This is a genomic window from Pseudomonas sp. Irchel 3E20, assembly GCF_900187645.1.
GTDB lineage: Bacteria > Pseudomonadota > Gammaproteobacteria > Pseudomonadales > Pseudomonadaceae > Aquipseudomonas.
Map to the genome: position 1 here is coordinate 194261 of NZ_FYEE01000004.1, position 23937 is coordinate 218197.

Below are 23937 nucleotides of genomic sequence, written 5' to 3' on the forward strand. Positions count from 1 at the left end.
CTGGAACTCGCCACATACGCGAACCGCGCAACTTATGATCCGCGATCCCTCAACCGGTCCTTCCAATGAAGACCGGTGAGGCGCGGACTTTTGGAAAGAAACCACACTTTGCCCACTTACTCGCACGGTCACAGGCGTGAGACCCTGCTTTCGCGAGCCATCAGGTTCACACCTCTCAGGGCGCCCAGCTCCTGCAGTAGTTCTACAGGTACGAAGGGCTGATCCGGGAGCGGTCGGACGGCCAGCTTCGCACTGCGCACGCAGGCCGACCAGGTCTGATCGAAGTTGCCAGCACCATTGGCGACCATGAACTCGGGCTCTCATGGATGGATATCCGCCAGGCAAGCCTGGACTCCATCAGAATGAGGCAATGCGGGGCAGCCCTTATGAACTCCAGCTTAAGCTAGTTGGCTGGCCACTTTGCAAACGTCCTCTGCGTATCCTTGAAGTCTTTAGGATCGTCCGTGCTCGCGCTGATGCACGCGACTTCCAGCAGCTCGACTCCTTAGGCTGCTGTGTGGCTCCTCTCCTCTATCTCCCTGAATCGCCCCGGGTTTCGCAGACACCTCTTTGCCTTAAATTCGACAACACCTGCATGCGGTCTAATAGGCTCAATTGCCCAACAGATCTAATGTACCCCTGAAATTTCAGAGCGAAACATCCACAAACTTATTTTCACCTTCTGGATACCGGACCTCGAACGAAGGCCAGTTAGTTAGTATGTTCTGCCATTTCCCAGGCCAGCCCTGCGCATAGTTGAAAATGATCTCAGGCTCGTTACGGGGAGCGACCAACCGCTCGATCAAAGCATGATCCGGGTGATTGTGAGTTTTCCCGCTCGTGCTGATCAGATACTTTTTGCACCTAAGGACGTCCACCAAAGACTTGTCCGTATTGCCTTTGCTGCCATGATGCGAAACCTTCAGCAGGTCAATCGGCTCTTGATTCAGCAGGTGAATCGCTAGCCCCCTCTTGATGACATCGCTGAAGGCATCTGCGGCTAGAAGCACGCGTTTCTTATCGAACGTCAGAAGCAATGCAATGCTGCTTCTGTTGGGTACCGATGTGTCAGACACAAAAGTGGCCCCACCATTAAAAAAGAAATTCTTCGGAGGCCATGTATCACCGCGCCCTAACAGGTCGCCAGGAGCAGATTCCGGCTCCGGTGGAGGTAATACAGGATTGATCCAATGCCTCGCCAGAGCCGTCAATCCATCCTGGTCCGGCGACAGCACTCTTACATCAAGCCCTCCTCGCAACGAGACTGCATGTGAAGACTGAAGAATGGCACCACCGTCCTTGTCATTTTCCTGCTTTCGATAAACTGCATTCCACGCAAGCTTACGACTGCGAATCAACTTGGACAGAGCGTCGCCCTCACGCGGCCCCAAGAGGTCCGAAGGCGTAAGGTGATGATATCCGTTGAACCACACCTCACGGATTTGAAGCCATGGAGGGGTGTTATTGAGCAACTCAATCACACCTTGGATGTGGTCGAGATCATAGTGGGTCACGACCAGCGCTTCCAGCCATAGCTGACCGTCCACGCCCTCAGACTTCAGCACGTACTCTAGTACGCACAGTAGGGTTTTCGATGATCCAGACGGGCCCCCATCGACAAGCATATGGAAAGGCTGTTCATCCTGACCGTAGCTGATCAGCAATGAGTCGCCGTTCTCAACTTGAATTGCTCTAACACGAAACATGATCAATCCCTTGAGTGTGTTCTTTACCTAGCACGATGTCGGCGTCCCCGAACGCAATCACGGCCAATCCCAGGGCGAGCCCGTCGGCCAATAATCGACGTCGTATTGCGCTGATGATCTCTCCGATAGAGGGCGAGTTGGACTGATTTGCGGCCTCTTTCAAATGCACCACCAGATCGCGTGCTACGCGGTTGGCATGACGGCCCAGTATTTTTGTCATTGCCGCCACGACCACGCCCGCGCCACCTCTCTGTAGGATGGCAGGCAAGCTGCTACCAGGCATTTCACCGAGCCCTGAAGAGCAGCCGATGGCGATGACTACGGATGCATTCCTGACATGTTCTGCCCCAATAGAGCCTAGGTTGAGACCTGAATCCGCCCCGATGTATAAAACTTCGTTTTCCTGGTGAACCAGCAGCAACAGCAGTGAGGGAGCGACCTGCGCGAGCCGAATTTCCCAATCGTCCCAATCGGTGATTTTTCTTGCGCCAATTGACGTTTCAATCCCTACGATCCGCACGATTTCATGAGGTAAGACATCGGCGTCCGCGAAATTGTCGGCCTTATCACTTGCAGCAAACGCAATCGTGGACAAATCTTCGATTCGACGCCTCTCTGGTTTTTTTCCTTCCGGACTTCCCCACACACGCGGCACCAGCCCTGCTTTCCATGTATGCCGTTCAATCACACCCGAGACACCTAGAAACCCCATCGGGCAAAGCTGTTTGCCAGCATCTCGAATACTACAACCTGCGATCGCTTGCCCCTTGCTCAAGCATTGTGCACGCTCAGTACACAGCACTGCCTGGGGTGACCTGGGTATCTTTCCGTCGTAAAGGTACTCAATCGGGAAGAAAGCGTCGCTTTGCATCACCAGTTGGACACGCCCTTCACTACCGGGCCAAGCCGGAACGATTGATCGTAAGTGGCTCTGGAGCATTGCACCTCGATTTGCCAATTTAAGCATCAAAGACGCCAACTCAGCATCGGGGTTGGAAACCGCTGCCTCGAGAGCGTCCAATAGATGCTGGCGCGCCATTCCAATGTCATTCTCAGACAGAGGGGAAAAAACGACTTCGCCAGCTCCGGTAACCACGGCAACGCTCGGTTGATTCCCAAGGCTATCGTTCACCAACAATGCAGCGTCAAAAGCCTTTTTCGTACGATCTACCGGCGTGACAATATTTTCGATGAAAAAACGGATCGATTTGCCTGGCGCGGTCTGGTAGCGGGCGGTTTGAAGAATCTGAGCACCGTCGCTTATGAGAAAGCGAAGATCGATTGAACCAGACTCGATGTAGCGAGTGAATGTTGCGGTTGTCGAATCTCCGGTTCTCGAAAGCTCCAGCAATCGGCTTTCCGGCTCACGGCCGTACTCAAATAAGTGAACCTGGAGGAGCTTGCTCTCTTCGCTCCACTCGACTCGGTTATCCGGGAACGCTGGGCGACTGTCCGAATCCCGCAACGGCGTCCTCACGCGAATATCGATGTCGATCTCTACGACACCTGCCTTCGGCCATTCTCGAACCTCTTGCCGGCCTTGCCGAGTGCGCGCGTTCAGGATCCTCTCAACGGGCGGAGCAGGACGCCTAACAGGAGGTCGCGCGACGTGGTCCAGGCTGAGTTCTCGAGGAGTCGGTGGGTCGGAAGTCACGCGGGCGGCTGCACGACCTGACTTGCTTAGCGTCGAATCCGTCAGTAAAAAATCTGTAACCTGATAAGGCAGGCTTTGCTCCATTACATCTGGGTAGTCTGTATTGGAAATTCTACGGTCCACCGAGTCCGGCCCACCAAAGAGTGAGTATCGGCCAGCCAAAAAAGATTGAGTGGACGAAAGAATCACAGCAAACAAGTCGGTTTCTTTTCCCGCAGCTTTGACCGCCTCGGCGAAAGATGCCCCCTTTTCGACCAGTGATGAAATGACTGATCGCAGCCAATCTATGACTCTAAAGTTGTCTACATCAATGTGTACCACGCATTGAGCGCACAGTTCATCCCGCAAGCGACTGACATCTGCGGCCATGGTCCCAACACGCTGTCCGTAGAGAACCACTAGTCGTGCAGCTTTGGTTACGCGAATCGCTTCAATGGAATCAACGATTAAGACATCAGCGACAGTGAAATCCGAGCTCCACTCGAAGTCTCCCAGTTCGTAGTCGATATACGCATAAGGCAACAGGCCCGGGTCCGTTACCACAATCAGCCCCCCCCGCGACCTCGGTACAACCGGAAAGCGCGGCCTGGCATCTCGTTCCCACTCAGGAAACACATACCCGGACCCAACCAAGCTCGACATTTCAGCGACGGCCACGCCGATTGCCTCGGCACCCTCTGGCCAACCCCAGACCGATCTCACTATCTTGATTTTCGGCGCACGATCCCTCAACAACACGTTGAAAGCTTCACCCAATGTGACGGCCAACTGAGGGTCAACCCATTGATCAGCATCCATCACGCTTGAGTCCCCGCCCCACTTGACTGGACTCTGTCGTGGTACAGCTCTTTGGAGAGAGGCCAGCGTTTTACTTGGCGTATCCCACCAAGTCCAATCGTCCCTTTCCAAAAGGATGCCGAGCGCCGCTCGCGCTGCAGGACCGAGATTGGCATCTACATTGCCTAGCCACTGAACGTCTCTTTGATCCATCTCCATCTTTAAATCCCTAACACCTGGGGGTTCATCCTGAATGAGCAGCGTAAGACGTTTCTAAATCGAGTGGACAGTGCAGTCAAAGAGAACCAGGAGAGCGGCTGACCGGCCACTCTAGCCTTGAGTCTATGGCTGGTATACGGAAGAGGACGAGCCCAATACAGCACCTCGCTTTAGCTTTTTTTGCATCTGTAACGAGAGAGTTACGACCCGCCTATGGCCTCTAAAGATAGCGCGCATCCATGGCAAAATGCCACTCAAATGCAAACGGTAAATGATCGAAGGTGCCTTTGATGGATGCCCTGCGTGACGCGCTGTAGCTGACGATACCGCGTACGACTTGGTACGGTGACAGAAGCAGCCCCACTTCCGACCATCCTGGCGTGGATGTCCACCTTGCACCACCTCGGCATTTTCAGAAATCGCCATTTGCGATCCCTCGTGTAGGGCGCTCAAGCGGGGCAAAACTGGAGGCATATGAAGATTTTTTCAAGCTAAAAATGCCGTCCACTCGTGAGGAGCGCGTGATTTAGCATCGAATCATCCCACCCCTCGCAACTGTGCATCGCCAACCCATTGGCAGGCACTAGTCGCCTGACATCAATGCTGTGGAGCTCAATAAACCTTCACATCGTAGCCCAGTGCTCTCAACGCCTTGCTGGTGCGACCGTTGCGCGGTGGGACCACTTCCGGTCGAGCCCAGCCGATCACCTCGGCTAGTGAGTTCAGGCCGTAGCGTGGGATGCTGTACTCCCAGTCGCGCCCAGCATGGTACAGGCGCAACCAGATTTCATTATCTTGCCCTTCGTAGAGCACATGGTGGAGTAGCTTGCGAACATCCCATCCCTTTCGGATGCGCTGACGCAGAATGAGTTCGGCAAAGGGCCGCACATGTTACTCCCTATCCAGCGTCTTCAGCTCAGGAAAGCCAAGCTCGGCGGTTGGCACTTTTATTATGTGCTCCATGGTGGCGTGGGTGTTGCGGCACAGGACGGTGAATTCCTCACTAGATAGTTCGAGCACCTTGTCCTGCGCCAGCAACTCACGCACCGCCGGTGCACTCTCATAAAGCGCGTAGTCTTCGTACGATGGCGCCTCCGACAAAGACTTCCACCACCTAAGTTCAACCTCCAGTGCAGCCTGCGGGTTGGCCGGTGGTGTTCGTGGAAGTCCTCGTATGGCTTGCGCTGGGCGTCGCCGACATGATTGTAATAGTAACCATGCAGAAATTGATCGACATGCCAAGCACTTGGGACATCGGCACTCACCCATTTGGGTCGGTAGTCAACCAGTTGTTGCTGGATGCTCTGCAGAATACCGAGCGTTTCTAACAACTCCTGCTTGAAATTGTCCTTGCGTCGGTCAAAGGCGGCCTTCTCTTGGACAAAGCTCGGACCTTCCCATTCGGGATGGCTGCGCTTCTTGCGCGACTCGTCGTAGATGCCCTTGTTCCAGAGGTTGAAGCGCTCCATTTCAGCGATGTAATCCGCCGAAATAGGGATGGTCACTTCCAGTTCACGCAGGTAGTCGAAGAGGTCTTCCAGCTGATTGTCCATGCCATTTGCGAGCAACTCGTCCGCCGTCAGGAAAACTCCCGCTTCAATGTTCGTAAGCCACCCATTATCGGTATGGTTGGCCGAGCCAATATAGGCGCCGTAACCTTTCCACCAAATAACCTTGGGGTGGAAGCGGTCGGGGACAAAGCGCGTAAATACATTGTCTTTCTGATGCTTGAACAGGCGCTTGAGCAGCTCTACCGAAACAGGCACGGTATGGTCGTAGCGCATCCATAGGTCCAGACGCAGCTTGTTATTGACGCAACGGCCGACCAGATCTTAGGTAATATCGGATGCACTACTGCCATAGGCCACGGCAGCCAATACGCCATCTATCTCGACCTCGGCCCCAGTTAATAGGTCGCGTAGGTGTACCCCGTTAATTCGATTGGCGATCAGCTTCATGTCGACTCCTTTCAACGTATTGCGTCGGACAATGCGCACACGACGCTGCTATATCCGCTCAATCACAAATTGAGCGGTAAGCGACCGCCCAACTCACCTTGCGCAAGTCAGTCCGGTATCCACCGACGTGGCAGCAACTGATCAATCTCACTTACTTGCTGCGTCTGCAGCCGCGTCAGCACATCCTTTAGACAAGCATACGGGTCATGCCCATTAATGCGCATTGACTGGATCAGGCTCATGATCCGCTGCTGAAGCTTATCCGAAGTAGGCGCATACCTTTTGCCAGACTTAATGGCCTTTCGATATCACTTTCGTAATAATCCTTTCAAGAAACGCGCATCGCCGCCGATGCGTTCGGATTGGACTGCCTCCATGCAGGGTCAGGCGCCACCTCGGCGCCCTATCTGAAGGATGAGATGACATGGAAACGAAAGAGACCCTCGAACAGGGTGTTCTATATGCTCAGGCTGGCTTCAACGAACTGCAGAACCAGTTCCTGACCGATGCATTGGATCAGTACTCGGTGATGCTCAAGAAATCGATCACAAGAAAAGACGGTGAGTATGCAAACTGGGCCCTGGACAAGCAGCAGGGCCGAATCGCAGAAGCTCACCACGCGGGCTCGTTCAACATCGAAGCAGCCGGCAAGGGAGCCAACAACCACCGAGCCACGTTGGACGTAGGGCGACATAACGATCCAGTCACCGACATTCGCATCAACACCCCCGATGGCTCTAAGGACTATCAACTCAAGTTCTACAAGACTGCAGAGGAAAGCACCAAAGCCATCAACCACGGTGATTATCAGGACGTAGGCAAAATCGTCCCGGAGGAGCAGCTCGCTGACGCCCGAATCGTTGCCAAAGACGAGGCGACCAACAACGCCCAGAAGCGGCCGGAGGTAAGCGAGAACTACAAGAAGACCTCAAAGACTCTGGATGACTCGATCCATTCGGACGATCGCCCCGACATAAAGAGCAAGCCACTCAAGCGCCGCGGCGAAGGCAGCTCTGAGGAACTCGTCAAAGAGACCACCAAAGAAGGCAAAGGTCCCGAGTACGCAGAGAAAGATCGCGTGCGTGCTGAGTTCAATCGCATGCAGTACGCGAATGCTGCAAAGGCTGGAGCAATCGGTGCGGCCACCCTAAGCGCAGCTTCCGAGCTAATTGGCATCATGCGTAGCGATGATCCCCTTACGATGGAGCAGTGCTATGAGGCAGCCGAGCGCATTGTTCTGAGCTCGATCAAGGGGGCCGGCAATGCCGTTCTGGTCACTGGCATTCAGCACCTTGGCCAGAACCTGATCGACAGCGCCTCGCACACCGTACTCAAGAACGCAGGCGGCCACCTGATCAAAGGCAACGTAGCTTCGGCTGTTGCCAACATCGCGGTGAGCCTCGGTCAGAACATCTACAAGTTCTCGCGAGGCGAAATCGACAGCCTGGAGTTCGGTGGCTCAATGATCAGCGCTACGGTATCGGTGGTGGGCGGATCCTTGGCGTACAGCGCAGGCACCGCAACGGCGACCTTCCTGGGCCAATGGGTGGCCTCCGAGATAGCCACCACAGCGCTGTTTGGCACCACGCTTGGAACCCTTGGCCCCATTGCGCTGGGCGCCGTATTCTCGATTGGGTTCTCCTTCGCTGTCTCTGCTTATGTCGGCCACTTCGTCGGCCAAGGTAAAAAACTGGCGATAGAGGACATGCAGGCTGCGATGTCCCAGCTCACCAACGGCTCAATCAACCTGTCGCAGTACGCGGGGTTGGTCGGAACGATGTCCGAGTTCAAGTTCGAGTGGAAGGACATGCTGCCGTTTTCAGGCAGTATCTCGGTGTTCTCGGAATACCGTGCTCGCAAAGGTCAGCTCATGGCCGTGCAGAAGCAGATCGAGAAGCAGATCGCCAGCCTACCCTCCCAAGAGGCAGAAGCCCTCTATCAGCTTAAGGCCAGCTACCAACAGAAGATTCTGCAGATTGAGGAGGACTACGAGCGTCAACGCCAAGAGATCACTCGGCAAGCGGGTGAGCGCTATCAGATGTTGAGCAAAGACCTGAACGCTCACCTGGAGCTTCAGTTCCTCCTGTTCACCCCAATCAAGAACGCCCTTCTCGGCGAGAACAAGGCGCTCCAGGCTGCCGGCACCGAACAGCAACTCGAACAGGCGCGCATGGATGCCTATCGCAAGGAGCTCAAAACGCTGCAGCAATCCCTTGAGGCGACTGCATTCGAGGGTGGTGACACCGACAAAATCGCACGGACGATGCTGGCCACGATCGATGTCCGTCTCATGGACGTGCTGCCTGAGCAGACGTCGTGGGATCAGGCCTACGATTTTTTTGTGCGCCCGTAGTGCAAGGAGCCCAAAATGCTAAAGAAACTTGTCCATTACTTCACCAGCCGTAGCCTAGATAAACATCTGCAAAAAACGCAGTGCATGATCGATGAGTATGAGCGCGAAGCCGCAGCTAGCCAGGCCCGGGTTAGAGCTCAAGCCGACGCGTACAAATTGCAGATCCAACAGCTCGCCAAGCTACGCGAGGAAGAACTCAAGCAGTACGTTGATTTCCTCAACGATCACATCGAGAAAACCACGGACTACATCGACCACCTCAAAGACCTCCCGCAGGCCATGTTCCTGTGCATCGAGGAATGGTTGCGCAAGAACATCAGCGAGCTGCGCTGGAACCTTGAGCGAGACAAAACCCAGGTCATCCGATCCACGATTTCGTACCTGGATGAGCTCAATCAAGAGATGATCCGGCTTTCGCGCGCCGAGGAACGCCGCACCTGGCAAGCACAAATTGCGAATCGTCCGCCTCGCGTCACAACACCGGAGATCACCAAGTTAGTCAAACAGTTTGCAAGAGATGCCAAGTCCGATGCCAAGGACTATGAGCGCGATCTGAGCCGTATCAAAAGCTATCAGAGCAAGCTGCGAAAGCAGCTAAGTGACCTTCGAATTTCCACCTCAGAGCTCAAGGCAGAGAAGGAACGAAACAGTGAGCAACACCAGCTCGTGAGGCAGTGCGTGAAGACCCTCTACGAGCAGTGCGGTACCAAATTCAGAGCACTGCAGGATATTTTTGAAAACTACTACCAGTTCTCGGACAGCGAGTCGCCACTGGCCAACCTGTGGATTTCACAAATGCCCAATGGCGGTACGCTCAGGGAAATCAATCAGGTGCTCATCGATACGAGGCCCGATTGGGAAGACGCCAAGCGCAAGACATCAGATCTCAAACATCGTAAAGCGATTATCCAAACGCGCATCAAGTGGGCTCATGATTATCAAGAGTTCTCCACACTCGCTGCGGACAAGGCAGCGCGCTCGGAGATTTTCCATTCGCTTGCAGCCGCTCGCGAACACCAGGACAACTTCTACGAAGCTCGTCAGGTGTTCACATCTCGCCGCGATGAAATCAAGAAACTCATGGGCTGGATCAACGACCTGCACCCCTCGAAAACCATCGAGCAGGTATTCACCCTGCTCGCGCGCGACAACGCAGACATCTACTGGCCGGCGATCGGCCTGGCGACCAAGTCAGTACGTCACCCAGCAAGGAGGCTACAGTGAGTACATCAAGCACAGTGCGCGTGAGCCTCAGCTTCCAATGGGGCGCCTGGCAATTCAGGGAGTGCTTCATCGCCATATCCGAGGCCGTACGACTGGGCTACACCACCAACGATGAGCTGATCAACGTCCTGCCCCAATTTACGGTCAACCGCCTCGTCCTGGGTTTGGACAAACTGCTCGCAGCAGAGATGGCTCATCTCAACATGGACACGCTCTCCATCGATGATGACATGCGAATCGTCGAGGCACTCGCGGCTGGCCAGGTACTTGAGTTGCCGCTGAGCATCGAGCAGCTGGAACGAAACGACCCACTGATGAGCAAGATTCTGATGGGCATTGGCGTACGAAACCCGGCGGGTGCATTGTCGCTCTTGAAGCCAAAAGTTGAGGGGGTCTGAGATGACATCCAAAGAACACTTCAACCAGGGTGACCTGAGCACATCCCCCTCCCCTGTCTCACCGGCATCCGACTTCATCGATCACATCGACGACTGGCTGGAGTACCTGGTCAAGCTTGTCAAGATCACAGCCGATCCGATCACCCGCGCAAAGTATGAACGGCAGATCAAGTACGTCCTGCGATTTCGCAGTGGTGCCAACTGTAACGTCGCTCACAATAACACCTTGGCTAAGTATTACACCGAGGCGGCAGGATCCGAAGACGATGGGTCGGGCAGCAAGTCGGCTAAGAAAACCCGCGCTACCGCTCGCAAAACGAAGGTAGGTGCTGAGCTTGCCGAACTGGGCCTGCACGCTTCGATGACCATCCACGCAACGGCACCGGTGCAGGAGTGCTACCTGGCTGACACCTATGCCTACTCCCAAATCCAGAAAGCCCTGGCTTGCGAAGACATCTTCTTCCTCCAAGGGCCTCCTGGTACAGGCAAAACCACCGCAATCGTGGAGATCATTCTCCAGACCCTGCGCAGTAAACCCGACGCGCGAATCCTCATCAGCTCCGAAACACACGTCGCGGTCGACAACGCCCTTGATCGCCTGACCACTCACCTTTCAGTTGCCGATATGTCCATGGTGATGCGCTACCCCCGCTTCATGGTCTCTACCCTGGAAAACCCAGCCTCCATCGAAGTCCAAGCGCTTGATCGGGCTGATGCCGTATGGAGAGATGCGTGGGAGAAAGCGCCGGAGCTCACAGAGCGTTTGTGGCAAAAGCTGGATCGCGGACGCACGAACAGCGATGGGAGCATCGAACTTCCCCGGTGGTTGGTGCGCAACCTCGCCGACCGGCATCAAATCATCGGCGTAACCTGCAACCAGGTGGATCACTTCATCGACAAGGACAGTGATATGTTCGACCTGGCCATTGTCGATGAGTGCTCCAAGGCCACCCTGCCCGAGTGGCTCATGGCACTCGCAGTGGCTCGCAAGTGCGTGCTGGTGGGTGACCACAAGCAGTTGCCACCGACCTTCTGCAAAGAAGAGTCTTCAGCCCTCTCGGCACTCGACAAGGCCCAGGAGAAGCTCATCAGAGGCGGCGTCATCGAGCGCATCTTCGAGAATTTCCCCGAGCACATGAAAGGCACGCTGCTCAAGCAGTACCGGATGCTGCCAGAGATCGGCAAATTCATCTCCAAGCACTTCTACAACAACGGCCTCGACCATAGCCGCACGGAGGGTAATGGCCTGTTCGAGCACTTCGCCTGGCTGACCTACGACTCCAAGGGGTACTTCGTCCCCCCTGAACGCGGACAAGAGGAAAAGACACTGATCAACCAGCGCGAGATTCAGATCATCGTTGATCGCCTGAAGACGATGTGTGAGCAAATCAGCGAAGCAAAGTCTGCTGTGATTGCTGAAGCCTCAGCCCGCGGTGATACCGAGGGCTCTGGCGATGTGATGATGGATGCCAGCACCACCGTTCTTCAAAGCGAAGAGTCCAAGCCCTACTTCAGCGACGGCAAGCGGCTGAGCGTAGCCGTAATCACGCCGTACCGCGCACAGTGCAGGCAGCTCAAGCTCGTCCTGGGCAAACTCGATTTCCGCGAGCACCTGACGATCGAGGTGGATACCGTCGATGCGTTCCAAGGGCGTCAGGCTGACATCGTCTTCTTCTCGTTCGTGCGCACCGTCGGGCCCGCCACGTTCTATGCAGACGACCGACGCATGAATGTCGCCATCTCACGGGCCAGAGACTGTGTCTACCTGGTGGGAAGCATCGAATACATCCGCAGCAAAAGGCTGCCGGCACTAACAGCGCTTGTGGGAAGACCAGTGATTTCTATGGTTGGATGAATCAGGCCGCGCAAGCCACGTTCTCAGCGGCAGCCTAACCTGGTCACGCGTTTTCAGGTGGATCGATAGGGCTGAGAGTTGAATGGATGGGCTTCGAGCCACAAATCTTCTAGCCCCGATTTGCTGACATTTCGTCTTATGGGGCTATTGGGGCTTCTCGGTTAGCGCGCCCCCCACAGTCAAAGCTGGAGACTGCTGACCGGCCATCATTAAGGTCCCCCCTTACCCCCTTCGCCGAACTTACTGCGGGGGCAAATTGGCATCCAGAAATCTCGCGTCCATTTTCTTTGAAGCAGACGAGGATTCCATCCAAAGCCAGTCGTTTCGTAGGGGTAAAAACACTTAAAAATAAAAAGGGGTCGCGAGATAAAATCTCGCAACCCCTTGAATTAAATGGTCGGGACGGAGTGATTCGAACACTCGACCCCTAGTACCCCATGCTCTTCTGCCAGGTACTCGGGAGTAAGCGGGACAAGCTCCCACGTATTCTTGGCAGGCCCCTGCTCAGAACAGAAGATGCCCCAAACACGATCACGGACGCCACTCAAAAAATGACAGACCACATGCCCTCCTGATGAAATTTCCTGAATCGCACCTTTGCCACACACCTTTCCAAAAATCCGAACAAATCTACTCACTCTAATATACAGGGGCTAACGCTAATCCTCCGTCCATAACGTGCAGGGGCACATTGTAGGCTTTCATGGAGAAGTCGTGACGCAGCGGGATGCGAACAACGAGATTCTGTTTTTTAAACAAATATTACGAGGACGATCATCCCGTACTTGTGATTCTCAAATCTGAAAAAATCCACGACCTAACTCTCAATTCTGTTGCACTCTGTTCCTCGATTCAAATGACACGGTCTATCTAAGTCCCTGATATTACAAGATGACATTCTCATTTTTGATGGTCACCTAGGTAAGCTGCTGATTCGACAAACCCGTGTAATGAGGTGGCCGCCAATGAAGCTGGTTCAGTGTCGTTTCTCGTCCGGTCAGCGCGTGCCACTGCTTGTGCAGGATGGTCCAGCGGCGCCATTGCCCATACTCATTCCGTTCATCTACGTCCAACTCAAACTCAGACATCGCGCTTACAGCACTGCTACGGCTCATCTACGCGCGATTCAATGCTGGAGAGTTCGACGCTATCGCGATACTCCGGCACTGAAACCGACCACCCCAACTCCAGACTGATACGCCGGCGCAGCACATCCGACGCGTTAGGTTCCCCGTGGACGACAAAGGTATGTTTTGGAGGTCGCTTGAACCCACGCAGCCACTGCATGATTTCATCGGCGTCGGCGTGTGCGGACAGTGTTTGCATTGGAACTACCTCGGCACCGATTGGCACTTCTTTGCCGTGGATACGAACCGAAGACGCTCCCGCAACAATTTGCGCGCCACGGGTGCCACCGGCTTGGAAGCCAGGCATCAGCAGCGTGTTAATCGGATTGGGAGCCAGTGCCTTGAGGTGATGGACCACCCGCCCTCCTGTCGCCATGCCGCTGGCGGCGATAATCACCGCTGGGGTGCGTTGCTGATCAAGCGCTCTCGAATCATCTACGGTGCGTACGAATTGCGCCACATGGCACATACCTTCGCAGTCTTCCATGGATAATCTGTGCTCGCTCCGAAAGCGCTGGTACAAAATCGTGACATCAGTGGCCATCGGGCTGTTGAGGTAGATTGGGATATCGGGAATCGCCCGTTTGCGCTTCAACTGATACAGGTGATACATCAGCAACTGAGCGCGCCCAACCGCGAACGATGGTACGAGGGTGATCCCTCGGCGTAGCGCCGTGCGGGTGATGACCTCGGCCAATTGCGCCTGTGGCGACTCGTCCGGATGTTGGCGATCACCGTAGGTAGACTCCACCAACAGATAATCCGCTTGTTCGACAGCTTCCGGAGCGAACATCAAAGGATCGTCAGGCCGCCCCAAATCGCCTGAAAACACCAACGTCTGGCCGCCAGCAATCACCTCCACCGTCGCGGCCCCCAGGATATGCCCGGCACAACGAAGTTGAATGGTCATATCCGAGGCAATTTTCAACTTGTGGTGCAACTCCACCGGCCGCAACAGTTTTAGTGCTCGCTCGGCATCTTGCTCAGTGTAAAGCGGCAACGCCGGGCTGTGCTTTGAGAAGCCATGCCGATTGGCAAACTCAGCCTCCTCTTCCTGCAGTCGGCCACTGTCCAGCAGCAGAATTTTCACCAGCTCACAGGTAGCGGGCGTGGCGTAGACCGGGCCGCGATACCCATTGCGCACCAGGACAGGTAAATAGCCGCTGTGGTCGAGATGGGCATGGGTCAGGACAATGGCGTCGAGATCGCTGACCGGAAGCTGGAACGGGTCCCGATTGTGTAATCGCAGTTGTTTGTAGCCTTGGAACAGACCGCAATCGATCAGCACATGTTGGTTGCGATGGTCCAGCAAGTACTTGCTACCCGTCACCGTACCCGCGGCACCTAGAAATGTGATTCGCATGGCCGTTTTCCTTGCGCATTCAGGGGGAGCGCTATTGATCGCTCCTTTTGGCTCACGGCAAGTTGATTTTTATCAACTGCAAGCTCTACGGCGTTGCTTTAAATCGGGCAAGGCTAATGGCTTGACGATCATCAAGCTGCACGGTGCCCGGTTCAACACGCTTTCGGCGGTATCGCCGATAAACCGCTCAGGCCCATGGTGATAAGCCGTGCCCAGCACCACCATGTCGAAAGCATGCTGTTGAGCGAACAGTGCAATAACCTTGTCGGGGGAGCCCGTCAATAAATGTCGGTGGGCATCCTTGATGCAGTAGCGCTCGGCAAGCACATCGAAAGCCTCTTGTTGGGCATCCTCGATAGCGTCTCTCAAATTCTCATCAAGACTGCCTGTCGGTACACTCATCGGCGCATCGCCTATCTCTGACCAACGACTGACGTTAAGCAAGTGCAACTGCGCACCGCAACTGGCCGCCAGAGTAGAGGCCAGGTCGAGTATTCGGTCATTCAATCCCTGAGTGAGCTCCTCCAGATGGGACAGATCGATCGCCGCGAGAATTTTCAAGGGCTTGGGATTTTGGGCGCTGGTCACCAGGTGCAGGTGGGTCGGACACTCGCGTAGCAATCGCCAGTCCACAGGCCGATGAAAGGCGCGGTCCAGAGCCGGCACATAATGGGTGTCCTTGATCACCAGGTCCGGAAGAAAGTCGTTCACGTATTCCAGCAGGTTTGTCAGGTTCGACCTGGCCCAGACCACTTCGGTGGTCACCTGTATGCCGCTGCATCGTTGAAATCGGGCCTGCTGCTCCAGCCAATGACGGTGAACCTGCAGATAGCCTTCTCGTGCCTGTGCCATCGCGTCATGGTCAAGCAGACCGGCTACCGCCAGGGCCTGGACATAATCGAACGCGACAATGTGCAATAAGGCACCGGTTGCACCCGCCAAGGCATGTGCACGCTCAAACGCCGGGGTCAGGGTCATTTCGCTGGGGGCTATCAATAGAATGCGTTTGAGTTTGAGCATCACATACCTCGCCCTGAAACCTGCCTGAGTGCAAACCCGCCTGGTTGTCGAGCCTTGGGTCAAACGTTTGTTACTTCGAGCGAACTCATGACTGCAGCCAGCAACAAGTCCTGTCGACTTGTTGCGACCGGAAAGCGGCAGTTCGATTATTTGGCGTTATGCCGAGGGGGGATCTGACTTTTATCAACTATTCAACAGCTATCGTTAACGGAGCGACTGGCTTTCGATGACTTAAACCCTTGTTGATTCAGCTCAACGATTTTCCGGCTTCCTCGCGCAGAACTACGCAGATGCACTGCCTCCCCTATCGCTGGAGATTTGCCATGCTGGCAGTCACGCTGATCAATACGCTGGTGGTGGTCATCGCCGTAGTGATCCACTACGAATGCCTGTTACGCCTGAATGACTGGCTGCCCCGGCTCAAGGTGTGGAACCGCTTCAGAATCGTGGTTGGCGTATTCGGCGCCCTCCTGGCCCACGCCATAGAGGTCTGGTGCTTTGCGCTGGTCTATTACCTGATGGTGCACTCAGGGGGATGGGGCAGCCTGACGGGCAACTTCGACGGTTCGCTGATGGACTGCGTTTACTTTTCCTTTACGACGTACACGACCATCGGCTTCGGCGATATTTCGCCTGTGGGCAACCTCAAATACTTGACCGGCCTGCAAGCCCTTACCGGGCTGGTGCTCATCACATGGACCGCATCCTTCCTGTTTCTGGAAATGCAAAAGTACTGGAAGCGCAAATAATCCCCTTTCTGACTCGTATCAGACTTAGCTGACGGTCTGGATCAAGTCTGGTACGCACAAGATCTAGACCGCCAGAACGCAGCAGGGCACCTGATACAGAATATGCTCTGTCGTGCTGCCCAGAAGCTTGTCCACACCATGGGACTGGACTCTGCCCATCACGATCACATCCACATTGTGTTCATCGGCAAACTCACTCAACGCCTTTACCGGGTTTCCCTCAATGAAATGCCGACGATCGGAGGGCACTCCGAACCGATCTGCCAACTCAATGAACGACGTTTCCAGGTCTCTGCGAAGCGCGTGGGTCAGGTCAGCGAGGGTCAGGCCGCCCATGTCCGCCAGAAAAGCGGCCGAGATATCGCAGGCATACAGCAAATGCAGCTCGGCGTTGCACTGCATCGCAAGGCTGCAAGCCTGCTTGATGATTCGGTCGTTCAGTTCATTGTCGGTAGACTCGACATCCGATACCTCGACCGCTGCTACTACCTTGCGAGGCAAAACGAAGCTGCTCCCGCCCACCAGAAACACCGGCACTGGACAGTGACGCAACAAATGCCAATCCAACGGGGTGAAGAAGGCCCGCTTGAGCGCGGACTCATGCTGAACCTCCTTGACCAACACGTCGGGTTGCATGTCCGTGACGTGTTCAATGATGTCTTGCTTGATGTCCTCGGCCCAGGCCACCTCGGTGGTCACCTCTATCCCCCTGCCACGCAAATTTTCGGCCTGAGCCTCAAGCCAGCCGCGATGGTCCTGCAGGTACCGCTCCCGACCTGATTCTCGATCGCCCTCTTCAAGCAGCGATAACCATTTGGACGAAGGGCTCAGCGCCGCGATATGCAAACTTGCACCGCTGGCCTTGGCCAGCGCCGCTGCATGATTAATGGCTGAGGAATGGCGCAACGCCGGGTTGATGATCAGTAACAGGCGTTGATACTGGCTCATGAAAAATCTCCCGTGGGGTGGATATTCGGCTCAGCCTGGACGTCATGTGCCTGCAGTTGCTCGGCACTCAGATAATCGCTCATGAACTTCTCCTCTAGAGGATCAGGCCACCAACAGGTTTTTTCGATTCTGAGCGCCTGCAGCGCTCATGACTTGATTTGCATCAAATCTCAAAGACTGCATATGAATTGAATTGCGCATGGGAGCCAGCCGACAGAACGGTTTTCTACCCGTTTGTCTGTTACGTCCACAATAGGTCGGAAAAAACAGTGGTTTGGGCTATTAGCACCTATGCTAAGCCCATCCATACGGGGGCATTTAGATCATGTCTGAAGCCAGGCCGTTTCAAAGTCAAAACCTAAAGTCTGCATGTTCCAACTGCAGCGTCTTGGAGCTGTGCCTGCCGCTTGGCCTGACCGGTCCGGAAATCGAACGTCTCGACACACTGATCGTGCAACGATTCAAGGTCAAAAAGGGCGCGGCGCTTTATCGCGCAGGCGACCCGTTGCGTTCGCTGTATGCGGTGCGAATCGGTTCGTTCAAGACTAGCGTGCTGTCGGTCGATGGTCGCGAGCAAGTCACGGGGTTCCAGATCCCCGGCGAAACGCTTGGTCTGGACGCCATCAGCACCGATCTGCATGCGTGTAATGCCGTTGCTTTGGAAGATAGCGAGGTCTGCCCCATCCATTTTGCTCACCTGGAAAAACTTGCCCGAGAACTGCCTTCGTTGCAGCACAACCTGAACAAAATCCTCAGCCGGGAAATCGTTCGCGATCACGACATGCTGATGATGCTGGGCAACATGAACTCGGATGAACGCCTGGCCGCTTTTCTCCTCAATTGGTCGCAGCGCTTGAAGGCCCGTGGTTATTCGTCCAGCAGTTTTGTGCTGAAAATGCGTCGGGAGGAAATTGGCTCCTATCTGGGCCTGCGCCTGGAAACCATCTGTCGAGGCATTGCGCACCTGCGTGACCAGGGACTGGTGGAAATAAGCGGCCGCGACGTCAACATCCTGAACATGGGCGGGCTCAAGCAACTGATCGTGGGCTGCAATCGCAACCTCCGTTGACACCTCCAACCTGGAGAATCTACATGCGTGCCATGGTTCTGGATGGCGCTGTTGCGCACAGGTCAGTTCAACGACGCGACAATGCTCATTCCCTGACACGCGACCTGACCACCAACAGACTGCCCGGCACAGAGTACAACGCCCGCTCTGTATTGCTGCCGATCAACCGATCGAGCCCCACCCGATGCGCAGTACCCATCACCACGACATCGGCCAGGTATTGCTCGACAAACTCACTGATCACCGGCACCGGCAGTCCCATGACGAAATGCCGTCGCTCCGGTGGCACCCCGTGACGCTCCGCCAGTGCAACAAACGCCTGGTGCAAGGATTGACGCAGTTCTTCGCTCAGATCCACGCCCCAACCGCCCCCGGCCAATGGCGCGTCGCTGTTGAAAGCAGGCGATAGGTCATAGGCGTAAAGCAGGTGCAACGGCGTATCGCATTGCAGGGCCAGGACGTTGGCCGTCTGAATGATGGTGTCGTTCAAACCGCTCAATTGTGTCGACGGATCGAACGGATCCACTGCCGCCACGATTCGGTGCGGCAAGCTGTAACGAACGTGGTTGACCAGATGCACGGGGATCGGGCATTCACGCAACAAGTGACAATCGAGCGGGGTGATGAACACTCGCTTGAGCACAGGTTCAAGGGTTACATCCTTGATCAACAGGTCGGGTTTGAGATCCTCGACCGTCTTCAAGATATCCAGCAGTGCATGGGTGGTGAAGACGGCCTTGACCGTCACCTCCAGCCCCAGGTCGCTGAGTCGATCGAGCTCTTCGGCCTCCCAGCGGCGGTAGCGACGCAAATACCGCTGTTGCTCTGCGTCATCGACTTTTTCTTGCCATAAATGCACCACCGGTGCCGGTTCGACAAAGGCCCGCACATCCAGTACGGCCCCGGCTGCCTTGGCCAAGGCGACGGCACGTAGCTGGGCGGGAGATTGATGCAGGGTTTGGTCAGCGATCAGCAGAAAACGTTGATATTGCCCCATCACACACCTCCGTCCGACTCCGGTCGTACAGTGCCGGGATGTTTTCAAGACTGCGCTCTATCAGCTGGCGCGGTTTGATTTACATCAAGCCCACGCAAACCGGTGCCGCCGGCACAGCTGTCTGATCCAGATCAGATTCAAACGTGGCCAGCGGAGTAGAAAAGAACTCAAACGCGAATTTTTTGCCGCATGCCAATCTTGCAAACCGCACTGGAGGAACACCCCATGCTTACCGTCAAAGACCACAACGATCGGGCCGCGGCCACCTATGCCGCGGTCGACGGCCAATACTGGATAGAAGCGCTCAGGGACGGTCGCCACGTTTTGATCCGACCACTGGCGCAGAAGGATCGCGACCGTGAATACGCTTTCATCAAACGGCTGTCTCCCGAATCCAGTCATATGCGCTTTCTCGCGCAGATCAGCGAACCCGGCGCTGCGATGCTCAATCAGTTGATGGACACGGACAACAAACAGCGTGTGGCCTACATCGCCCTGGTCCATGACAACGGGCAACTGGTCGAGATCGGTATCAGCCGTTACGCGGCCACCCGTGAGCAGGAGTGTGAATGTGCCGTCACGGTCGCCGATGAATGGACGCACCTGGGCCTGGGCGCATTGCTGATGGACCACCTGATCAAGGCAGCCCGCAAAAACGGCTTTCGCCAGATGTATTCAGTGGACTCGTCCAGCAATGCCCCCATGCGCGACCTGGCCAAGGCGCTCGGATTCGAAACGCACAATGATCCCGACGACAGCCATCAGGTGATTCATCGACTTTACCTGTAGAAAATCGCCCCCGCGATGTTCCCGCCAATGGCTCATCGCGGGGCGATCCAGCCCTCAGGACTGCAGCTTTCTTCCTGGCTTGATCGCCAGCACACTGCACGGCGCCCGATGCAGGAGTTGCTCGGCGGTGGTTCCGATTAATTTGCTCAAGCCCCTGTGCTGCACCGTGCCCATGACAACGACATCGGTAAGGTGGTCCGAGACGAATTCACAGATACTCGGCACGGGTACCCCCTCAATGAAGTGACGACGTTCCGGAGGCACGCCGTGACGTTCAGCGATGGAGGCAAATGTCTCATGCTGTGCCGTTCCCAGCATCTCATAAACGCCGGTGGCCAGCGGCAATGCGCCAAAGCCCATGTCTTGGACGTATATAGCCGTCCAGTCATACACATGCAGCAACTCAAGACTGGCATCACAGACCGCCGCCAGTTTCGCCGCTGCCTCGATAATCTGGTCGTTGAACACACGGTCCTGATCTTCATCGCGCAACACATCAATGATGGCCAGCACGTTGCGTGGTCGGGCATTCAACGCAGTCGTCACCAGATGCACCGGTACAGGACAATCGCGCAGCAGCTGCCAATCCAGCGGAGTAAAAAATACTCGCTTGAACGCTGACTCTTCCTGGGCGTCCTTGATGATCAACATCAGCGGCATCTCATTGATGAAGTTCAGAATCTCCTCATAAGGATGCTGTACCCATACCACCTCGCTGGTGACCTCGACACCCTGCTTGCTCATCAATCCGGCCTGCTCCACGAGCCATTGGCGATGGGTTTGCAAATAGCCGTCCCGAGCCCGCTTGAATTGTTCCGGGGCGAACAGCCCGGCCACCGCCAGGGCCTGGGAATAGTCGAACGCCACGATATGCAACGGAAATTGCATCGCGAGCGCCAGCGCAGCAGCCCGGTCAAATGCCGGTGTCCGAGCCATGGTTGAAGGAGCGATCAAGAGTAAACGTTGAGATTGCGACATGGGGCACCTCAGCACACGGCTATTTCAATCCGAGAGTAGAACCACAGATTGATTACTCCTTGTTCCGACCACTTGATTTTTATCAGTTGCGCGCGCGATATCCATCAGAACAGCCCCATTCCTGCCCATAACGCCAGGGTCAGCAACACCTGGCCCGGGATCACGTAAGCGGCGAAGCGGCGCCCGCCGCTGACCCACGCCACCATGCATTTGCTGACGGAGTTGCTGCTGATCGCAATCAGTACAGGCCCGACAATGGCATCAAAGGGTAACTGACCAGACTTGGCCAAGGTGGCAATCGACGCTGTGGAAGCATGTGCGTCGGCAAATCCGCTGAACGTTGCCGTCAACATTACCCCCAGCTGGCCGAAATGGCTGAGCATCACAGACGAAACAAAGGTAATGCCGGTCATGGTCAATGTGACGATCAGGGCCAGCTTGAGGTTGAACGCCCCACCGACTTTAATCGGCTGGTTGGCCTCGATCGCTGACTTGGGAAACATCAGGCATCCCCCATACAACACCGTGGCGGCGGCTCCCGACATCAATGGCCCCCACATATGGCGCAGCAAACCGGGATCGACCGCCCCCAGGATCAAGCCGACCTGCGTAACGGTGGCCATATTGGACAGGATCGCGGCCGCGCTCAGAACCTTGATATTGTTGGGCTGCCGGGCGACGAGATGACCCATGGCAGCGATCGTCACAGTGCTGGAAGCGAAACCGGAGGCAATGGCGCTGATCGCATATCCGTAGCGGGTCCCCAGGGCCCGAACGGCGATATGCCCAACTGCCCCCACTGCCATCAGCAATACGGTCAGACTGCAAATAGTGCGTAGATTGATGGCCGCGTAGGGACCGATAAAACGGTCCGGTGCCAAGGGGAGCACGACAAGCGCAGCCGTCAGCAGGATAAGGCCGTTGCCTAACTCCGCATCAGTCAATTGGCTGCGGGCAAAGTAGTGAAGCTTCTCCCGATAGGTCAGCAATCCTGCCATCACCACACCGACAGCAATCGCCAGCTCGGGGTTTGTGGCACACAACGCCCCCAATACCAACACCGTAAATAATGCTGCTTCGCTAGTCACCCCGGGGTCGTTGCTCAGGCTTCGCCAATAAGCCACGGTGACGAGCAACCCCAGAGCGATGGCCAGGATGCCCACCAGCAAACCACCACCGACCTGCATCGCCACATAACCCAGCAACGCCGTAATGGCGAACGTCCGTAAACCGGCACAAGCGCGGGTTTCACCCTGATCCTTGTGCCGTTCGCGCTCAAGACCGATGAGCATGCCAATCCCCAGCGCTGCGGCTGCTCCTGTCAGCCCAATGGCTCCGTTCATTGGATCGTCAACTGGTTGAACTGCGCCCCACACTGGTCCACGTTGTTACTCCACGCGGTCGACGTAGACACGCTTGCCATTGAAGTAAGCCGTTTGACGGTCAGGCATCGGTCTTGTGTCGTCTGCCCGGCCGGTACCACTTGGCCAGACATGTGGCGCCTCGATACGCGCCTTGAGTTGGCCAACAAACGCCGGTGCTTCTCCCAGCGTGTAGACGTTCACTTGCAAGGCATCCATGCACACGACCCAGCAATGGCTTGCCGGTCTCTCCTTGATATCAATGATCATAGAGACCTCCGTACAGCTTCGAGTAAACGAGGACACCCTCACGGGGTGATCGCGACCTTCATCACGCCATCCCGTTGGTGCGCAAACAATTCATAAGCCGCTTCAATATCATCGAGTTTGAAACGGTGGGTCACCAGCGGCGACAGGTCCACTCCACCGCTTTGCACCACTGCCATCAAGCGACGCATGCGCTCTTTCCCGCCCGGACACAGAGTGGTGACAATGCTGTAGTCCCCCAGCCCTGCAGCAAAGGCGTCCAGGGGAATGCGCAGATCGCTGGAGTAAACACCGAGGCTGGACAGTCGACCACCCGGACGTAGTACGCGCAGGGCAGATTCGAAAGTACCCTGGGTACCCAGCGCCTCGATGGACACATCGACACCGCGGCCATCAGTAAGCGCCATGATCTGCTCGACTACGTTACCGTCCTTGAAGTTGACCACATGGGTCGCACCCAATTGTCGTGCGACAGTCATCCGCTCGGCCACGGCATCCACGCCGATGATCGTCGTCGCGCCTTTGAGGCGCGCACCCGCGACCGCACACAGGCCGATGGGGCCAAGGGCAAACACGGCAACGGTATCGCCGATATTCACCTCACCTCGTTCGGCCCCCGAAAACCCGGTAGACATGATGTCCGGGCACATCAGAACTTGCTCGTCACTGAGTTCATCAGGAATCGGGCATAAATTGGCAAGGGCGTCCGGCACCAGCACGTACTCGGCCTGGCAGCCATCGATGATGTTGCCGAACTTCCAGCCGCCGGTTGCGCGAAAGCCATGGCGGGTGTCTGGTCCTTCCTGGGAGCCGCAGCCACACAGGCAGGCATAACTTTGCCCGCTGGGCGTGATGGCACCGGCAATCACCCGTTGCCCTTCGATAAAACCGCGCACCTGCGATCCCAGCCGCTCAATGACGCCCACCGGCTCGTGGCCCACGGTCAACCCTTTGGCCACAGGGTATTCACCGCGCAAGATGTGTACGTCAGTGCCACAAATAGTTGTGGTGGTGATACGGATCAATGCGTCCAGCGGTCCGACTTCAGGGACGGGCTTGTCTTCCAGTACGATTCGGTTCTTTTCGACAAAAACAGCCGCTCTCATGGTTGCCATGGTGACCCCT

The 23937-nt window shown here is 55.8% G+C and carries 20 protein-coding genes and 1 pseudogene; 7 read left to right on the plus strand and 14 right to left on the minus strand.

All coding sequences use genetic code 11. The features are described from left to right. Positions 1–647: 647 nt before the first annotated feature. The 6 genes and pseudogenes from CKW13_RS09605 to CKW13_RS09620 form a co-directional block, all read right to left on the minus strand. Positions 648–1706: a ComEC/Rec2 family competence protein gene (locus CKW13_RS09605; protein ID WP_095108352.1), complete on the minus strand. Its 1059-nt coding sequence runs from the start codon at positions 1704–1706 to the stop codon at positions 648–650. Beyond that, on the minus strand, positions 1693–4158 hold the full coding sequence (locus tag CKW13_RS09610; protein ID WP_141233964.1) for a hypothetical protein: 2466 nt from the start codon (positions 4156–4158) through the stop codon (positions 1693–1695). The genes CKW13_RS09605 and CKW13_RS09610 overlap by 14 nt, the downstream gene beginning before the upstream one ends. A gap of 810 nt (positions 4159–4968) precedes the next feature. Beyond that, entirely contained in the window at positions 4969–5244 is a 276-nt protein-coding gene (locus tag CKW13_RS24765) for a hypothetical protein (protein WP_256576555.1), read from the minus strand. A 62-nt stretch (positions 5245–5306) separates the two neighbouring features. Further along, entirely contained in the window at positions 5307–6140 is an 834-nt protein-coding gene (locus tag CKW13_RS24770; protein WP_256576556.1) for a phospholipase D family protein, read from the minus strand. Between the two features lie 48 nt (positions 6141–6188). Then, positions 6189–6314 (minus strand): hypothetical protein, encoded by a 126-nt coding sequence (locus CKW13_RS24775; RefSeq protein ID WP_256576557.1) that lies wholly within the window; start codon positions 6312–6314, stop codon positions 6189–6191. Between the two features lie 107 nt (positions 6315–6421). Beyond that, a pseudogene (locus CKW13_RS09620) lies at positions 6422–6613 on the minus strand (transposase domain-containing protein); the annotation flags it as partial. Between the two features lie 125 nt (positions 6614–6738). Between CKW13_RS09620 and CKW13_RS09625 the strand changes: the two are divergent. The 4 genes from CKW13_RS09625 to CKW13_RS09640 are packed head-to-tail and all read left to right on the plus strand — an operon-like array spanning position 6739 to position 12144. Next, a complete protein-coding gene (locus CKW13_RS09625; protein ID WP_095108354.1) occupies positions 6739–8667 on the plus strand; it encodes a hypothetical protein in 1929 nt (642 codons plus the stop codon). Between the two features lie 15 nt (positions 8668–8682). Beyond that, positions 8683–9891 carry a hypothetical protein gene (locus tag CKW13_RS09630; protein WP_095108355.1) on the plus strand — a complete coding sequence of 403 codons (1209 nt, stop codon included), beginning with the start codon at positions 8683–8685 and terminating at the stop codon, positions 9889–9891. After that, entirely contained in the window at positions 9888–10289 is a 402-nt protein-coding gene (locus CKW13_RS09635) for a hypothetical protein (RefSeq protein WP_095108356.1), read from the plus strand. The genes CKW13_RS09630 and CKW13_RS09635 overlap by 4 nt, the downstream gene beginning before the upstream one ends. Position 10290: 1 nt before the next feature. Next, entirely contained in the window at positions 10291–12144 is a 1854-nt protein-coding gene (locus CKW13_RS09640) for an ATP-binding protein (protein ID WP_095108357.1), read from the plus strand. Positions 12145–13248: 1104 nt separating this feature from the next. On the opposite strand, the gene CKW13_RS09650 is transcribed toward CKW13_RS09640, so the two are convergent. Then, a complete protein-coding gene (locus tag CKW13_RS09650) occupies positions 13249–14634 on the minus strand; it encodes an MBL fold metallo-hydrolase RNA specificity domain-containing protein (protein WP_095108359.1) in 1386 nt (461 codons plus the stop codon). A 72-nt stretch (positions 14635–14706) separates the two neighbouring features. Further along, on the minus strand, positions 14707–15654 hold the full coding sequence (locus CKW13_RS09655) for a universal stress protein (protein WP_095108360.1): 948 nt from the start codon (positions 15652–15654) through the stop codon (positions 14707–14709). A gap of 323 nt (positions 15655–15977) precedes the next feature. Here CKW13_RS09655 and CKW13_RS09660 point away from each other — a divergent pair, with 323 nt between their 5' ends. Then, entirely contained in the window at positions 15978–16403 is a 426-nt protein-coding gene (locus CKW13_RS09660; protein ID WP_095108361.1) for a potassium channel family protein, read from the plus strand. Positions 16404–16466: 63 nt separating this feature from the next. Here CKW13_RS09660 and CKW13_RS09665 read toward each other — a convergent pair whose 3' ends face one another. After that, positions 16467–17351 carry a universal stress protein gene (locus CKW13_RS09665; protein WP_095108362.1) on the minus strand — a complete coding sequence of 295 codons (885 nt, stop codon included), beginning with the start codon at positions 17349–17351 and terminating at the stop codon, positions 16467–16469. 325 nt (positions 17352–17676) lie between these two features. On the opposite strand from CKW13_RS09665, the gene CKW13_RS09670 reads away from it, so the two are divergent. Beyond that, a complete protein-coding gene (locus tag CKW13_RS09670) occupies positions 17677–18420 on the plus strand; it encodes a helix-turn-helix domain-containing protein (RefSeq protein WP_095108363.1) in 744 nt (247 codons plus the stop codon). An 85-nt stretch (positions 18421–18505) separates the two neighbouring features. On the opposite strand, the gene CKW13_RS09675 is transcribed toward CKW13_RS09670, so the two are convergent. Beyond that, the gene (locus tag CKW13_RS09675) at positions 18506–19417 is read right to left on the minus strand and encodes a universal stress protein (RefSeq protein ID WP_095108364.1); all 912 of its coding nucleotides are present in this window, start codon (positions 19415–19417) and stop codon (positions 18506–18508) included. A gap of 225 nt (positions 19418–19642) precedes the next feature. Here CKW13_RS09675 and CKW13_RS09680 point away from each other — a divergent pair, with 225 nt between their 5' ends. Next, the gene (locus tag CKW13_RS09680) at positions 19643–20206 is read left to right on the plus strand and encodes a GNAT family N-acetyltransferase (protein WP_095108365.1); all 564 of its coding nucleotides are present in this window, start codon (positions 19643–19645) and stop codon (positions 20204–20206) included. A 54-nt stretch (positions 20207–20260) separates the two neighbouring features. On the opposite strand, the gene CKW13_RS09685 is transcribed toward CKW13_RS09680, so the two are convergent. From CKW13_RS09685 to CKW13_RS09700, 4 genes are all read right to left on the minus strand, one after another. Continuing rightward, positions 20261–21184, minus strand: coding sequence for a universal stress protein (locus CKW13_RS09685; protein ID WP_095108366.1), 924 nt, complete (start codon positions 21182–21184; stop codon positions 20261–20263). Positions 21185–21288: 104 nt separating this feature from the next. Next, on the minus strand, positions 21289–22527 hold the full coding sequence (locus CKW13_RS09690) for a DUF4010 domain-containing protein (RefSeq protein WP_095108367.1): 1239 nt from the start codon (positions 22525–22527) through the stop codon (positions 21289–21291). Positions 22528–22572: 45 nt separating this feature from the next. Further along, positions 22573–22815, minus strand: a complete 243-nt coding sequence (locus CKW13_RS09695; RefSeq protein ID WP_095108368.1) for a hypothetical protein — start codon at positions 22813–22815, stop codon at positions 22573–22575. A 38-nt stretch (positions 22816–22853) separates the two neighbouring features. Then, the gene (locus tag CKW13_RS09700) at positions 22854–23927 is read right to left on the minus strand and encodes an NAD(P)-dependent alcohol dehydrogenase (protein WP_095108369.1); all 1074 of its coding nucleotides are present in this window, start codon (positions 23925–23927) and stop codon (positions 22854–22856) included. Between the last annotated feature and the right edge of the window lie 10 nt (positions 23928–23937).